Source organism: Curtobacterium sp. TXMA1 (assembly GCF_020162095.1).
In the GTDB taxonomy this organism is placed as follows: Bacteria; Actinomycetota; Actinomycetes; order Actinomycetales; family Microbacteriaceae; genus Curtobacterium.
In genome coordinates this window covers 3,072,053-3,086,221 of the sequence record NZ_CP083910.1, presented here as the reverse complement: position 1 = coordinate 3,086,221, position 14,169 = coordinate 3,072,053, and the positions used below count along the sequence as shown (strand labels likewise).

Below are 14,169 nucleotides of genomic sequence, written 5' to 3'. Positions count from 1 at the left end.
GCCGCAGCACGACCCCGAAACCGGACCCGTCCAGCATCGTGCCGAACCCGGACCCCCGGACACCCGAACCCCCACAGCACCCGGAAGGCACACCCCGTGCAGCACACCCGCACCCTGGCCGGCATCGCCCTGGCCGCAGCAGCAGTCGTCACCCTGGCCGGTTGCTCGGCCACGAGCTCGGCGAGCACGAGCTCCGGCTCCGGCGGAGGCGACTCCGACTGGAAGACCGCCACCAGCGCCGAGTCGGCCGGCGGCATGGACGCCCTCGTGAAGGCCGCGAAGGCCGAGGGTCAGCTCAACGTCATCGCCCTCCCGCCGACCTGGGCGAACTACGGCAAGATCATCGACGGCTTCGAGAAGAAGTACGACATCAAGGTCAACTCGGCGAACCCGAACGGCTCGAGCGCCGACGAGGTCGCCGCCGTGAAGTCGCAGAAGGGCCAGTCGACCGCCCCCGACGTGCTCGACCTCGGCAACGCCGTGATGCAGCAGAACCTCGACCTGCTCACCGACTACAAGGTGGCGAACTGGTCGGACATCCCCGACACGCTCAAGGACGCGGACGGCAAGTGGACGCGTGACTACACGGGCCTGATGTCGATCGGGTACGACTCGTCGAAGATCCAGGACGCCCCGAAGGACCTGAACGACCTGCTCGACAGCGAGTACAACGGCAAGGTCTCGATCGCGGGCGACCCGACGCAGGCGAACCAGGCCGCGTCGGCGGTGTACCTCGCCGCGCTCGAGAACGGCGGCTCGGCGGACGACATCACGAAGGGCGTCGACTACTTCGGGAAGCTGAAGCAGGCCGGTAACTTCCAGAACGTGCTGCCCACGCAGGCGACGGTCGCCTCGGGTGAGACACCGGTCGTCATCCAGTGGTCGTACAACAACCTCGCGTGGGGCCCGGCAGCCGGTTCGAGCGGCAACAAGAACTGGAAGACGGTCGTCCCCGAGGGCCAGGCGCTCGGCTCGTACTACTCGCAGGCGATCAACAAGGACGCACCGCACCCGGCGGCGGCACGCCTGTGGCAGGAGTACATCGCCAGCCCGGACGCCCAGAACCTGTACCTGCAGGCCGGTGCGTTCCCGTCGACCCTCGCGGCGATGGAGCAGTCGGGCACGGTCGACAAGGACGCGCTCGAGGCCGCCGGCGGCATGCCGAAGGACTACGTCGAGCTCACCGACGCGCAGGTCACCGACGCGGCGAAGGTCCTCGCCGCGAAGTGGTCCGCCACGATGGGGTCCTGAGCAGCATGACCACCGCATCGGCCCCGAGCAGCGGCAATGCCTTCGTGCCGGGACAACCGGGACCGGCAGGGCAGTCGGGACAGGCGGGACACCCTCCCGTCCCGGCCGCCACCGGCATCGCTCCCGCAGGGGGCAGCGCCACCGGCGTCGCTCCAGCGGGGAGCGCTGCCGTCGGCTCGGTGGCCGATGCCGCTCCCTCGCCAGCACCGACACCGCAGCGGCGGCGGGCACCGTCCCGCCGCCGCCCCGGCGTCGCCTGGCTCGGCCTCACCCCGTTCGCCGCCTACGTCCTGCTGTTCCTGGCCGTCCCCGCCCTGATCGCGGTCGGCAGCGGCTTCACCACCGGCGACGGAGCGTTCACCCTCGCGAACCTCGCGGCGTTCCGCGACCCGTCCGTCCTCCGTGCCTTCGGCGGCTCGTTCGGCCTGTCCGCGGTGTCGGCCGTGATCGGCGCGGTGATCGGAGCCCTCGTCTGCTGGGCGCTCTCCGCGCTGCGCCCGGACGGCCTCGTCCGCTCGATGATCGACTCGGCAGCCAGCGTGCTCGCCCAGTTCGGTGGCGTGATGCTCGCCTTCGCGTTCATCGCCACGATCGGCGCGCAGGGACTCGTCACGACCTGGCTGGTGTCGGCCTTCGGGCTCGACCTCAACGCCGACGGTGCCTTCCTCTACACGGTGCCCGGCCTCGTCATCCCCTACGTCTACTTCCAGGTGCCGCTCATGGTCCTCACCTTCATGCCCGCGCTCGAGGGGGTCCGCTCCCAGTGGGGCGAGGCCGCCGCGACCCTCGGTGCCTCGCGCGCGACCTACTGGCGGCGCATCGCCCTGCCCGTGCTCGCGCCGGCGTTCTGGGGGTCGCTGCTCCTGCTCTTCGCGAACGCGTTCTCGTCGTTCGCGACCGCTGCGGCGCTCATCTCGCAGGGCGGGATCGTCCCGCTGACGATCCGCACGCAGCTCACCAGCGAGACGATCATCGGCCTGCAGAACGTCGCGGGCGTACTCGCCCTCGGCATGGTCGTGGTCATGGCGGTCGTGATGGGCGCCTACTCGCTGCTCCAGCGTCGCGCTGCGCGGTGGCAGCGGTGACCGCCGTCTCGTCGGTCCGACCCGTGGCAGCCCCGCGCCGGCCTGGAGGCACCACCCGCGTCGGCCGCTTCGGCGTCGCCCCGGCTCGGGTCACCGCCGTCGTCGTGCTCGCCCTGGTCGGACTCGTCTTCGCCGTGCCGCTGGTCGCCCTGGCACAGTTCACCTTCCGGCAGGGCACCGACGGCGGACTCACCCTCGCCCACTACGCGGCGATCGTCGACCCCGCGAACACCGCCACGTACCAGCCGGTCTTCGACGGTCTCGTGGCGTCCCTGCTCATCGCCGCGATCACCGTCGCGATCGTGCTGTTCGTGCTGCTCCCCGCCCAGATCGTCACCGCACTCCGCTACCCGCGCCTGCGTCGCGTGCTCGAGTTCGTCTGCCTGGTGCCGATCACCGTGCCCGTCGTGGTGCTCGTCGTCGGCTTCATCCCCGTGTACCAGGTCGTCGCCCAGGTGTTCGGCTCGGGCGCCTGGACCCTCGCGTTCGCGATCGGCATCGTGTCGCTGCCCTTCGCGTTCCGTCCGATCGCCACCGCGCTCACCGCGGTCGACGTCAGCGTGCTGTCCGAGGCCGCCCGATCGCTCGGTGCCTCGTGGTGGACCGTCACGTGGCGGATCCTGCTGCCGAACCTCCGTCGCGGCATCACGGCCGCGTGCTTCCTGACCATCACGGTCGTCCTCGGCGAGTACACCCTCGCCTCGTTCCTGTCCCGCACCACGTTCCAGACCGCGCTCGTGCTCGTGCAGCAGACCGACCCGTACGTCGCCGCGGTCTTCTCGCTCGCCGCACTGCTGTTCGGCTTCGTGCTGCTCGTCGTCATCGGCCGGGTCGGCGCGGGCCGCCGGCGCACCCCGAAGGAGTCCGCATGACCGTCACCGCTCCCGCCGCCCCGGCGTCGCTGTCCACCGAGGGCGCGACCGTCGAGCTCGAGGCCGTCGAGAAGCACTACGGCTCCCACCGTGCGCTCGCCGGGCTGTCGCTCCGCATCGAGCCCGGTGAGTTCGTCTCGCTGCTCGGGCCGTCCGGCTGCGGCAAGACCACCGCGCTCCGGGCGCTCGCCGGCCTCGAGGCGATCGACGCCGGCGCGATCCGCATCGACGGGGCCGACGTCGCTGCCGTGCCGGTCGAGCGGCGCGACATCGGCATGGTGTTCCAGCAGTACTCGCTCTTCCCGCACATGACGGTGCGGCAGAACGTGTCGTTCGGGCTCGAGATGCGCCGGGTCGCAGCCGCAGCACGCCGGGAACGGGTCATCGAGGCGCTCGACATGGTGCACCTCGCCGACTTCGCCGACCGGTACCCGCACCAGCTCTCCGGCGGACAGCAGCAGCGCGTCGCCCTCGCCCGTGCCCTGGTCACCCGCCCGCGCGTGCTCCTGCTCGACGAGCCGCTCTCCGCGCTCGACGCCAAGGTGCGGGTGTCCCTGCGCGACGAGATCCGCCGCATCCAGAGCGACCTCGGCATCACGACCGTGTTCGTCACCCACGACCAGGAGGAGGCCCTCGCCGTCTCGGACCGCATCGCGGTGATGCACGCCGGCGGCATCGAGCAGGTCGGCACGCCCGAGGAGCTCTACCGCCACCCTGTCTCGGCCTTCACGGCGGACTTCGTCGGGCAGTCGAACCGCCTGCGGGGTGACCTGCGCGGTGGCGACGTCTTCGTCTACGGATTCCGGGTCCCGGCGCTCGCTGCGGAAGCCGAGGACGGTCCCGTGACCGCGTACGTCCGCCCCGAGGACGTCGCCTTCGCCGCCGAGGGTGTCACCGGCACGGTCGTCGCGTCGAGCTTCCTGGGCTCGATCCGTCGCACCACGGTCCGGCTCGACGACGACACCGTCGTGACCGTGCAGCACGAGGTCGGCGACCGTCGCGCGGCCGGCGACGCCGTGGCCCTGCGGCTGCTCGGTGCGCCGGTCGCGGTCGCCCCGCTCGCGTAGCGCCCCGCGCCCAGGCGCCACCGTCGCGGAGCGTTCCGCGAAGGCGACACCCTGCCGCGAACCGGTCGCGGTGGACTGTCGCTTCCGCGGGGGTGAAGGCGACCCGGTTCCGGACGGGAGGCGCGGGGCGGGCCCGCCCCGCGCCTCCAGACCGGTGCGGGTCAGCGCTCGAAGCGCGCGGCCGGCTCGTCGGTCAGGCCTGCCTCGACCCGTGCCAGCATGTCGGCGGACATCGCCGGGAGCGCGTCGAGCCGGGCCCAGAAAGCCTCGGTGTTCTCGCCGTCGGCGGGCGCCGGCGTACCGGACACGTACCGGCATGCGAAGACCAGGTCGAGGTACTGCGCACGGTCGCCGTTCGGGTAGGTCATCTCGGGCAGGACGTGCACCCACGTCAGGCGCTCGGCGACCGCGACGACGTCGGCCTCCTCGAGGACCTCGCGCTCGGCGGCAACCGCGGGCTCCTCGCCGGGGTCGACGATCCCCGTCACCGGGGTGAGCGCTCCGTTGTCGGCTCGACGGACGACGAGCAGCTCGCGGGCCGGGCCCTCGCCGCGCGTGACCACGGCGGTGATGCCCGTCATCCAGAGCGGGTCGTTCCCGACCTTCTCGCGCAATGACAGGACGAAGTCAGGGGTGGGCATGCCCCCACGCTACCGATGCCGTGCTGCCCTCCCTCTGTCGTCGACTGGTCATGACCAGTAGGGTGACAGCGTGGAGATCATCATCCTGCCGACGCCGGCCGAGGTCGGACGCGTCGCCGCCGCCAAGATCGCCTCGGTCGTCGCCGAGAAGCCGTCCGCCGTCGTCGGCCTCGCCACCGGGTCGAGTCCGCAGGGCATCTACGCCGACCTGCGCCGCCGGGTCGAGGCGGGCGAGGTGTCCTTCGCCGCCGCCCGCGGGTTCGCCCTCGACGAGTACGTCGGCATCCCGCTGGAGCACCCGGAGTCGTACGCCTCGGTGATCGCGCGCGACGTGGTCGAGCCGCTCGGGTTCGACCCCTCGCGCGTCCGCGTGCCCGACGGCCGGGCCGGAGACCTGGCGTTCGCGGCCAAGGAGTACGACGCCGCCATCCGTGCTGCCGGCGGGGTCGACGTGCAGATCCTCGGCATCGGCGCGAACGGGCACATCGGCTTCAACGAGCCGACGTCGTCCTTCGCGTCCCGGACCCGCATCAAGACCCTTGCGCCCTCCACTCGCGAGGCCAACGCCCGGTTCTTCGACTCGCTCGACGACGTCCCCACGCACTGCATGACGCAGGGGCTGGGCACGATCCTCGAGGCGCGCGAGCTCGTCCTCGTCGCGCAGGGCTCCGCGAAGGCCGACGCGGTGGCTGCCGCGGTCGAGGGGCCGCTGTCGTCCTTCGTGCCCGGGTCGGCGCTGCAGCTGCACGAGCACGCGACCGTCGTGGTGGACGAGGAGGCGGCCGCCGGGCTGCGCCTGGCCGACTACTACCGCTACACGTACGCCAACAAGCCGGAGTGGCAGCGCTTCGAGTGACCCGCGGGCGGGCGCGAGGTCAGCGGGCTGACGCCAGGCGGGCCAGGCCCTCGCGCAGGGTCGCCTCGGAGCACCCGAAGTTGAGCCGGGCGTGGCCGATGCCCGGTCGGCCGAAGTCGCGCCCGTTCGTCAGCGCGACCTTCGCCGCGTCGACCAGGTGCACGGCGGGGTCGTCACCCCACGGCAGTGCTCGCAGGTCGAGCCAGGCCAGGTAGGACGCCTGCGGCTGCCGGTACCCCGCGCCGGGCACGGCCGTGCCGAGCTCCTCGGCGAGGATGCGTCGGTTCCCGGTCAGCTCCGCGAGCAGCGACGCGAGCCAGGGCTCTCCGTCGCGGAAGGCGGCGACGCTCGCGGTGTAGCCGAGGATCCCCGTGCGCTCGACCACCTCGACGGGCAGGCCGTCGAACCAGCCGCGCGCCCGTTCCGACGCGCCGACCATGAGCGCGCACTTCGTCCCCGCGAGGTTCCACGCCTTGCTCGCGCTCGTCAGGGCGACACCGTGCTCGACGGCCTCGGGTCCGCAGGTGAGGAACGGGGTGAACACCGCGTCGGCGTGCACGAGTGGCGCGTGGATCTCGTCTGAGACGACGACCGCGTCCCACTCGGCGGTGAGCCGGGCGAGTGCCACGAGGTCCTCGCGCGCGTGCACGAGGCCGAGGGGGTTGTGCGGGTTGCAGAGCAGCACGGTCCGGGCGCCGTCGGCGAGGGCGCGCTCGATCCCGGCGAGGTCCATCCGCCACCCCGCCGTCGTGTCGAACGGGTCGGGCTCGCCGTCCGGGGCGAGCAGTGGGACCTCGGTGGCGGACCCGCCGGCCTCGCGGACGTACTCCCAGAACGGCGGGTAGACCGGCGGCATGAGGACGACCTGGTCGCCGGGGTCGATGATCCGGCGGAGCACCTCGACCACAGCGACGGACACGTCCGTGGTCGTCCGGACCAGGTCGGGGTCGACGTCCCATCCCCAGCGGCGGCCGGCGAAGTCGGCGAAGACCTCGGGGAGCGCCCGGGTGTGCCCGACGTACCCGGTGTCTCCGTTCCGGATCGCTCGCTCGAGGGCCTCACGCACGGGCTCGGCGGGCACCGAGTCCATCTCGGCCACGAACATCGGCAGGACCTCGGGCGGGTAGGTGGTGTACTTCTCGCTCGTGCGGGTCCGCTGTGCATCGAGGACCGAGACCATGACGCTCATGTCGTCATCCTGACAGCCCGGCGGCCGCAGGTCACCCGAGGGTGGTGCCGAGCAGCTCCTCGGACAGCTCCCACACGCGGCGGGCGTCCTCGGCGCTGCACAGCGGCTTCCACAGCGGTGTCCGCCCGGGAGCGCCGCCGACGCCGCCGGGCCCGGTCGGTCCCACGAACCCGCCGTCCCGCACGTCCGGGGCGGTGGCCGCCACGAGCGCCGGCAGCCCGGCGGTCCGCGGCGTCCCGACGAGCAGCCCGCGGGCGGACAGCCACCGGATCACCCGGACCTGGGGCGTGTCCCCGCTCCGCCCGAGCTCCGGCCGCGCTGCGAGCAGGCTCGTCGGGGCGACACCCGGGTGCGCGAGGTTGCTCGTGATGCCCCAGCCCTGCTCGGCGCTGCGCCGGCCGAGCTCGAGCCCGAACAGGCCGAACGCGATCTTCGACTGTCGGTAGGCGCGCATCCCGTCGTAGCTGCGCTCCCAGTTCGGGTCCTCCCAGTGCACGGACCCGCTGCGCGCGACGATGCTGATCTGCGAGGTGACGTGCCCGCGCGCCGCACGGAGCAGCGGGAGGAGGCCGCGGACGAGTGCGACGTGGCCGAGGTGGTTCGTGCCGAGCTGCAGCTCGAAGCCGTCGGCCGTCGTCCGTCGCTCCGGCGGGGTCATCACGCCGGCGTTGCCCACGAGCAGGTCGACCGGCGTGCCCTCCGCGACCATCGACTCCGCGAACGCGTCCACCGACGCGATGGACGACAGGTCCATCGTAACGAGCTCCACGACGGCGTCCGGGTGTTCGCGCAGCACCCGGGTACGCGCAGCCTCGCCCTTCGCCGGGTTGCGCACCGGCAGCACGACCGCGGCGCCGGCACCCGCGAGCGCCGTCGCGATGCCCAGACCGATGCCGTCGCTGGCGCCGGTGACGACGGCGCGGGTACCGTCCAGTCGCGGCAGGGTGATGTCGATGGGTCGTCGCGGCACGGTGGTCTCCTCGTCGTCGTCGCCCGTGGTCGGGCTGGTGCCAGCCTGCGACGGCCGGCGGTCCGCAACCAGGACCTGACGGACCGTGGCTGCGGAGGACGTGCACCGGCGAGTATGGACCCGTGATCGATCGACCGGAGCTCGGCGCCTACCTCCGTGCACGCCGGGAGGCCCTGCAACCGTCCGACGTCGGCCTCCCACCCGGGCAGCGGCGACGGACCGCGGGACTGCGCCGCGAGGAGGTCGCGGCGCTCTGCCACATGTCCGCGGACTACTACGCGCGGCTCGAGCGCGGTACGGGTCCGCAGCCGTCCGAGCAGATGGTCGCTGCGATCGCCCAGGGACTCCACCTGAGCCGGGCGGAGCGCGACCACGTCTTCCGGCTCGCCGGGCACCGCCCACCGGAGTCCGGCGCCGGCTCAGACCACGTCGGCCCGGGCATGATGCGCATCTTCGACCGCCTGGTCGACACCCCGGCCGAGGTCGTCACGGAGCTCGGCGAGACGCTCCTGCAGACGCCGCTCGCCGCCGCACTGTTCGGCGACGCGAGCCAGCGGCAGGGACCGTCGCGCTCGATCGGCTGGCGCTGGTTCACCGAAGCGGGTGCGCGGGACCTGTTCCCACCCGAGGACCGGGACACGACCGCACGGCTGTACGTCTCGTCGCTGCGTGAGGTCGCGACGCGGCGTGGAGCCGGGTCCCGGGCGGCGCAGCTCGCGGACGAGCTCCTGCAGCGTTCCGACGAGTTCCGGGCGCTGTGGGACCGACACGAGGTCGGCCTCGTCCCGGGGTCCGTCAAGCGCTACGACCACCCCGAGGTCGGCCGGATCGAGCTGCACTGCCAGGTGCTCCTCGACCCGGAGCAGGCGCACGTGCTGCTCGTCTACACCGCAGTCCCGGGGACCGAGAGCCACGACCGGCTCCGGCTGCTGTCCGTCGTCGCGGCCTGAGACCGACGCCGGATCGTGACCACCCGGTCACGGGCGATCGACGACGATGGTCGCATGGGTCGGGGGATCACGTTCGGGGCGACGGCGACGGCGACGGCGACGGCGACGGCCGTGCTGGTACTCGTGACGACCGGGTGCGCCGGTCTCGGACCGACGGCGTGCACTGCCGTCGGCTACAGCGACACCGTGCTCGTCGAGATCCCGGGATCGGCGGACCCGGCGTCCGGGGTCACGGGCGTCGTCGTCTGCCAGGGCGCGGGCTGCACGCCCGGCGAACCCTCGCCACCGGTACAACCGACCGCGCCCGGGGACGCCACACCCGGCGGACCACCGGTCGGCGTCCCGTCCGCGGACGCGCTCGGTCCGACGGACGACACCGCCCGCTCACTCGTCTTCCCCACGGCAACGCCGGACGGCGACGTCTGGTCGGTCCCGACGACGACGGGGACCGACGACCTCGGTCGCGTGGCGGTCCTCGGTGCGGACGACCGGGTGCTCGTCGAGCGGGACGTCCGCTTCACGTGGGTCCGGCACGGCGGCAGCGAGCAGTGCGGCGGCCCGTCGACGGCACAGGTCGTCGTCCGGCTGCCCTGACCGCGCGGCGCGCGCCGCACGCGATCCACCGGACGCACGGGCGCGACCGGTAGGAGTGGTGGACCGCAGTCGACGCACGAAGGAGTGCCGCATGCCAGAACGCGCCGTGTCGGGCCGTCCCACCCCGCTCGACCCCGGGTCGCTCCCGGAACCGGTCGACGTGAGCGACAACAGCGCAGCGCTCCGGGCCGTGCACGAGGTCGTCGCCGCCGGACCCTTCGACGCGACGTGGGAGTCCCTCGCCGCCTACGAGCCGCCGCGCTGGTACGAGGACGCGAAGTTCGGCGTCTTCCTCCACTGGGGCGTGTACTCCGTCCCGGCGTTCGGCAACGAGTGGTACTCCCGCGAGATGTACCGGCAGGGCACCGACGCCCACGAGCACCACCGCGCGACCTACGGCGAGCACCGGGACTTCGGGTACAAGGACTTCATCCCGTCCTTCACGATGGAGCACTTCGACCCGGCCGAGTGGGCCGCGCTGTTCCGTCGGGCCGGCGCGCAGTTCGTCGTGCCCGTGGCCGAGCACCACGACGGCTTCGCGATGTACGACACGGACCGGTCCCGGTGGAGCGCGGCGCGGATGGGGCCACAGCGTGACGTCTTCGGAGAGCTCTCCCGCGCGGTCGACGAGGCCTGGATGGTCCGCGGTGCCTCGTCGCACCGTGCCGAGCACTGGTTCTTCATGAACGGCGGTGCCCGGTTCGACTCCGACGTGCTCGACCCGCGGTGGTCGGACTTCTACGGTCCGGCACAGCGGGAGGAGACGGCTCCGAACGAGCGGTTCCTCGAGGACTGGCTCCTGCGCACCGTCGAGGTGATCGACCGGTACCGGCCGCAGGTGCTCTGGTTCGACTGGTGGATCGAGCAGCCGGCGTTCGCCCCGGTGCTCCGGACCCTCGCCGCCTACTACTACAACCGTGCGGCCGAGTGGGGGCGCGAGGTCGTCATCAACTACAAGTGGGGGGCCTTCGCACCCGGCACCGCCGTGTACGACATCGAACGCGGAGCCGTCGCGGGGGTCGAGCCGACGGTGTGGCAGAACGACACGTCGGTGTCCCGGACGTCCTGGTGCTGGGTCGAGGGACACGAGTACAAGAGCGTCCGCGAACTCGTCGCCGAGCTCGTCGACGTCGTCGCGAAGCGCGGGGTGCTGCTGCTCAACGTCGGTCCGAAGCCGGACGGCACGATCCCGGCCGAGGAGCAGCGCCTGCTCGAGGGCATCGGGCACTGGCTCGGTCTGCACGGCGAGGCGATCTACGGCACCCGCCCCTGGACGGTGCCGTCCGAGGGGCCGACCGTGGTCGCGGCGGGGTCGTTCGTCGACGGTGCCGCCCCCGCGTACACGGCCGAGGACGTCCGCTACACGGTGCGGCACGACGTCACGGGCGACGCGCTCTACGCGGTCCTGCTCGCGCAGCCCGACGACGGCGTCGCACGGTTGCGCGCGCTCGCGTCGACCTCCGCGCTCCTCACCCGCACCATCAGCGACGTCGCGGTGCTCGGATCCGGCACCGTCACCCGGTGGGACCGGACTGCGGACGCCCTCGAGGTCGCGATCGACGGCTCCGCGACCGAGCACAGCGGCCCCGTGCTGCGGATCCGCTTCGCACCCGAGCCGGACCAGCCCCGCCAGGACTTCCTCCACCAGTGACCGCCCGGCGGGAGCGGACGGTCGGGGTCAGTCGTCGGTGGCGTCCGAGCGCATCCAGAACGGCGACCAGCCGTCGGGGTCGTCGAACTGCCGCTGGTACATGAACGGGTACTCGTCGGTGTCCCCGATCCGTCCGCCCGCAGCACGAGCCCGTTCGACGAGTTCGTCGACGGCCTCCCGACTGTCCAGGTCGAACGACAGCGTGACCTTCGACGGGGTGTCCGGGCCGCCGATCAGGTCCTCGGTGCCGCCGACGCTCGCGTACGCCTCGCGGCTGCTGAGCATCAGGTACTGGTCGGGCCCGAACGCGATGCACGAGACGTCGTCCCGCGACATCCGCGGATCGCGGGTCCATCCGAGCGCCGTGGAGAAGGCGGTGGCGCGCTCGACGCTCGCGACCGGGCAGGAGACGAAGAGGGTCATGCGGCGATGGTCCCGCCCGACCCCGTCGCGGTCAAGACCCGGCGGCCACCAGCTCGTGCCCCGCGCCCCACACCCGCCGCACCTCGAGCGACGGGGAGAGCGCCACGAGGTCCGCGGCGTACCCCGGCGCGATCCGACCCAGACGGTCGCCCAGCCCCAGCGCCGTCGCGGGGACGCTCGTCAGCGCCGCGACCGCCTCGGGTAGCGTGGCCCCGGCGGCCGAGACGGCGAGCCGCAGCGCTGCGTCCTGCGTCAACGTCGAGCCCGCGATCGTGTCCGTGCCGGCGACCCGCGCGACGCCGTCCACCACGTCGACCGCGAGCGACCCGAGTGCGTACGAGCCGTCGGGCGAGCCGGCTGCTGCCATGGCGTCGGTGATGAGGGCGACCCGACCGGGGGCGGCGCGCAGCAGCACCCGGGCGACGGCCGGGTGCACGTGCACACCGTCGAGGATGAGCTCGAGCGTCACCCGGTCGTCCTCGAGCGCCGCGGCGATCGGACCCGGCGCCCGGTGGTGCAGCCCGGGCATCGCGTTGCACGCGTGCGTGAGCAGGGTCGCACCGGCGTCGAAGGCCGCGCGGGCCTGGTCGTACGAGCAGACGGTGTGGCCGACCGCGACCGTGACCCCGGCGTCGACGAAGCGGCGGACGGCGTCGAGCGCTCCCGGCAGCTCGGGCGCGATGGTGACCTGTCGCAGGACCCCGGCGCCCGCGTCGAGCAGGGCGTCCACCGACGCCGGCGACGGGTCGACCAGGTGCGCGGCGTCGTGGGCGCCCTTGTTGTCGGGGGAGAGCAACGGGCCCTCGAGGTGCGCACCGAGCACGAGCGGGTCGGCCGCTGCGACGGTGCGGATGCGGTCGAGCGACGCGGCGAGCGACGGCAGCGGGTTCGCGACGAGCGACAGGACCGAGCGGGTCGTCCCGTGCGCCCGGTGCACGGCGAGCGCGGCGTCGAAGGAGTCGTCCTCGTAGCCGGCTCCGCCCCCGCCGTGTCCGTGCAGGTCGACGAAGCCGGGGGTCAGGACGGCGTCACCGAGGTCGACGACCTCGGCACCCGGAGCGGCGTCCGGCAGGTCGGCACCCGAGCCGACCGCCTCGATCACGCCACCCGAGAGCAGGACCCAACCGTCGTCGACCACACCGGCCCCGTCGACGACGCGGGCGGCACGGACCAGGGTGCGCCGCGCCTCCAGACCGGAGCCGGACCCGGCCGACCCGACGGAGCCGGCCGACCCCGCCGACCCGGCCGACCCGACGGAGCCGGCCGACCCCGCCGACCCGGCCGACCCGACGGACTCGGCCGACCCGACCAGCCCGGCCGACCCCGCAGGCCGGCTCACGCCGTCTCCCGCCGGAACGCGACCACCCCGGACAGCGCCGCGACCAGCACGAAGACCAACCCGACCACCGGGTGCCCGAGCGACAGCCACGCGCCACCCGCCGCGATGACGAGTGCGGTCTCGACGACCACCTTGCCCACCACGTCCGTGTCGATCGGCGACCGCGGGGACCGGAAGAGGAACCAGACGACCGCGGCGAACAGCGGCGCCCCGACCATGAACAGCACGCCCGGGAACGGGAACGGCCACGCGAGGTAGCCCCAGTAAGCCAGCGAGAGCAGCCCGAACGCGCACACGAGCACGCGCAGCACCACCCAGCCGGAGACGGAGACCCGCCGGCGAGCGGGAGCCGGATCCGTGGGCGGCGGGACGTCGCCCCAGTCGACGGGGCTCTGCGGTGCGTTCGTCATGCGGTGCCTACCGGAAGATGATGGTGCGGGCGCCGTCGAGCAGGACACGGTCCTCCGCGATCCAGCGCACCGCCTGCGTCAGGGTGCGGGACTCCTCGTCCTGGCCGATCGAGACCAGCTCGGAGGGTTCCTTCGTGTGGTCCACGCGGACGACGTTCTGCTCGATGATCGGCCCCTCGTCGAGGTCGCTCGTCACGAAGTGCGCCGTCGCGCCGATGAGCTTCACGCCGCGGGCGTGCGCCTGCCGGTACGGGTTCGCGCCCTTGAAGCCCGGCAGGAACGAGTGGTGGATGTTGACGGCGCGGCCCTCGAGCGCGGCGCAGAGCTCCGGCGACAGGATCTGCATGTAGCGGGCGAGGACGACGAGCTCGATGTCGTGCTCCTCCACCGCCTCGAGGATGCGCCGCTCCATCGCCTGCTTGGAGTCCGCGTCGGTGACCGGTCGGTGCTCGAAGGGCACGGAGTAGAAGGACGCCAGACCGGACAGGTCGGCGTGGTTCGACAGCACGAGCGGGACCTCGATCGGCAGCTGCCCGCCGCGCTGGCGGTAGAGCAGGTCGTTGAGGCAGTGCCCCGCCTTCGACACGAGCACCAGGGTGCGCATCGGACGTCCGACCACGTCGAGCTGGACGCGCATGTCGTAGCGCTCGACGACCGGGGCGAGGGCCTGTTCGAAGGTCTCGCGGTCGACCGGCGCCATGACCTGCAGGCGCATGAAGAACGAGTTCGTGTCGGCGCTCGAGAACTGCTGCGACTCGGTGATGTTGCCGTTGGCCGCCACGACGGCTCCGGACACGGCGTGCACGATCCCGGGCTGGTCGTCGCAGACGAGCGTGAGGGTCCAGTGCGTGGGGTTCGGGTCGGTCACGGA

15 protein-coding genes are annotated in these 14,169 nt (G+C 72.8%); 8 read left to right on the top strand and 7 right to left on the bottom strand.

Annotated elements, in window-relative coordinates; genetic code table 11:
• Positions 1 to 96 precede the first annotated feature (96 nt).
• The 4 genes from LCG91_RS14555 to LCG91_RS14540 all read left to right on the top strand — a co-directional run bounded on the left by LCG91_RS14555 (position 97) and on the right by LCG91_RS14540 (position 4,275).
• A complete protein-coding gene (locus LCG91_RS14555) occupies positions 97 to 1,251 on the top strand; it encodes an ABC transporter substrate-binding protein (protein WP_224441832.1) in 1,155 nt (384 codons plus the stop codon).
• 179 nt (positions 1,252 to 1,430) lie between these two features.
• Positions 1,431 to 2,336: an ABC transporter permease gene (locus tag LCG91_RS14550; protein ID WP_224441831.1), complete on the top strand. Its 906-nt coding sequence runs from the start codon at positions 1,431 to 1,433 to the stop codon at positions 2,334 to 2,336.
• A gap of 23 nt (positions 2,337 to 2,359) precedes the next feature.
• Complete coding sequence (locus tag LCG91_RS14545; protein WP_224441830.1) at positions 2,360 to 3,208, top strand: ABC transporter permease; 849 nt, start codon at positions 2,360 to 2,362, stop codon at positions 3,206 to 3,208.
• The gene (locus LCG91_RS14540; RefSeq protein ID WP_224441829.1) at positions 3,205 to 4,275 is read left to right on the top strand and encodes an ABC transporter ATP-binding protein; all 1,071 of its coding nucleotides are present in this window, start codon (positions 3,205 to 3,207) and stop codon (positions 4,273 to 4,275) included. Before LCG91_RS14545 ends, LCG91_RS14540 begins: the two co-directional genes overlap by 4 nt.
• A 161-nt stretch (positions 4,276 to 4,436) precedes the next feature.
• On the opposite strand, the gene LCG91_RS14535 is transcribed toward LCG91_RS14540, so the two are convergent.
• Complete coding sequence (locus LCG91_RS14535) at positions 4,437 to 4,916, bottom strand: NUDIX hydrolase (protein ID WP_224441828.1); 480 nt, start codon at positions 4,914 to 4,916, stop codon at positions 4,437 to 4,439.
• A 70-nt stretch (positions 4,917 to 4,986) separates the two neighbouring features.
• Here LCG91_RS14535 and nagB point away from each other — a divergent pair, with 70 nt between their 5' ends.
• A complete protein-coding gene (gene nagB, locus LCG91_RS14530; RefSeq protein WP_224441827.1) occupies positions 4,987 to 5,772 on the top strand; it encodes a glucosamine-6-phosphate deaminase in 786 nt (261 codons plus the stop codon).
• Between the two features lie 19 nt (positions 5,773 to 5,791).
• On the opposite strand, the gene LCG91_RS14525 is transcribed toward nagB, so the two are convergent.
• Both LCG91_RS14525 and LCG91_RS14520 read right to left on the bottom strand, forming a co-directional pair.
• Complete coding sequence (locus LCG91_RS14525; RefSeq protein ID WP_058750218.1) at positions 5,792 to 6,961, bottom strand: MalY/PatB family protein; 1,170 nt, start codon at positions 6,959 to 6,961, stop codon at positions 5,792 to 5,794.
• Positions 6,962 to 6,992: 31 nt separating this feature from the next.
• Entirely contained in the window at positions 6,993 to 7,931 is a 939-nt protein-coding gene (locus LCG91_RS14520) for an SDR family oxidoreductase (protein WP_224441826.1), read from the bottom strand.
• A gap of 122 nt (positions 7,932 to 8,053) precedes the next feature.
• On the opposite strand from LCG91_RS14520, the gene LCG91_RS14515 reads away from it, so the two are divergent.
• The 3 genes from LCG91_RS14515 (at position 8,054) to LCG91_RS14505 (ending at position 11,126) form a co-directional block, all read left to right on the top strand.
• Complete coding sequence (locus LCG91_RS14515; RefSeq protein ID WP_224441825.1) at positions 8,054 to 8,881, top strand: helix-turn-helix transcriptional regulator; 828 nt, start codon at positions 8,054 to 8,056, stop codon at positions 8,879 to 8,881.
• Between the two features lie 54 nt (positions 8,882 to 8,935).
• The gene (locus LCG91_RS14510) at positions 8,936 to 9,475 is read left to right on the top strand and encodes a hypothetical protein (protein WP_224441824.1); all 540 of its coding nucleotides are present in this window, start codon (positions 8,936 to 8,938) and stop codon (positions 9,473 to 9,475) included.
• A gap of 91 nt (positions 9,476 to 9,566) precedes the next feature.
• On the top strand, positions 9,567 to 11,126 hold the full coding sequence (locus LCG91_RS14505) for an alpha-L-fucosidase (protein ID WP_224441823.1): 1,560 nt from the start codon (positions 9,567 to 9,569) through the stop codon (positions 11,124 to 11,126).
• 27 nt (positions 11,127 to 11,153) lie between these two features.
• Here the strand turns inward: LCG91_RS14505 and LCG91_RS14500 are convergent, their stop codons facing one another.
• The 4 genes from LCG91_RS14500 to purU form a co-directional block, all read right to left on the bottom strand.
• Positions 11,154 to 11,549, bottom strand: coding sequence for a VOC family protein (locus tag LCG91_RS14500; protein ID WP_224441822.1), 396 nt, complete (start codon positions 11,547 to 11,549; stop codon positions 11,154 to 11,156).
• Positions 11,550 to 11,580: 31 nt separating this feature from the next.
• Positions 11,581 to 12,741, bottom strand: coding sequence for an N-acetylglucosamine-6-phosphate deacetylase (gene nagA / locus LCG91_RS14495; protein ID WP_411955844.1), 1,161 nt, complete (start codon positions 12,739 to 12,741; stop codon positions 11,581 to 11,583).
• Positions 12,742 to 12,884: 143 nt separating this feature from the next.
• Positions 12,885 to 13,298: a YrdB family protein gene (locus LCG91_RS14490; protein WP_224441821.1), complete on the bottom strand. Its 414-nt coding sequence runs from the start codon at positions 13,296 to 13,298 to the stop codon at positions 12,885 to 12,887.
• A gap of 7 nt (positions 13,299 to 13,305) precedes the next feature.
• Entirely contained in the window at positions 13,306 to 14,166 is an 861-nt protein-coding gene (gene purU / locus LCG91_RS14485) for a formyltetrahydrofolate deformylase (protein ID WP_058728587.1), read from the bottom strand.
• Positions 14,167 to 14,169: the final 3 nt, after the last annotated feature.

Bases quoted from the DNA above. Each gene is read 5' to 3' on its own strand.
- LCG91_RS14540 (WP_224441829.1), top strand. From the start codon at position 3,205: ATGACCGTCACCGCTCCCGCCGCCCCGGCGTCGCTGTCCACCGAGGGC.
- LCG91_RS14535 (WP_224441828.1), bottom strand. From the start codon at position 4,916: ATGCCCACCCCTGACTTCGTCCTGTCATTGCGCGAGAAGGTCGGGAAC.
- LCG91_RS14525 (WP_058750218.1), bottom strand. From the start codon at position 6,961: ATGAGCGTCATGGTCTCGGTCCTCGATGCACAGCGGACCCGCACGAGC.
- LCG91_RS14510 (WP_224441824.1), top strand. From the start codon at position 8,936: ATGGGTCGGGGGATCACGTTCGGGGCGACGGCGACGGCGACGGCGACG.
- LCG91_RS14505 (WP_224441823.1), top strand. From the start codon at position 9,567: ATGCCAGAACGCGCCGTGTCGGGCCGTCCCACCCCGCTCGACCCCGGG.
- LCG91_RS14500 (WP_224441822.1), bottom strand. From the start codon at position 11,549: ATGACCCTCTTCGTCTCCTGCCCGGTCGCGAGCGTCGAGCGCGCCACC.
- LCG91_RS14490 (WP_224441821.1), bottom strand. From the start codon at position 13,298: ATGACGAACGCACCGCAGAGCCCCGTCGACTGGGGCGACGTCCCGCCG.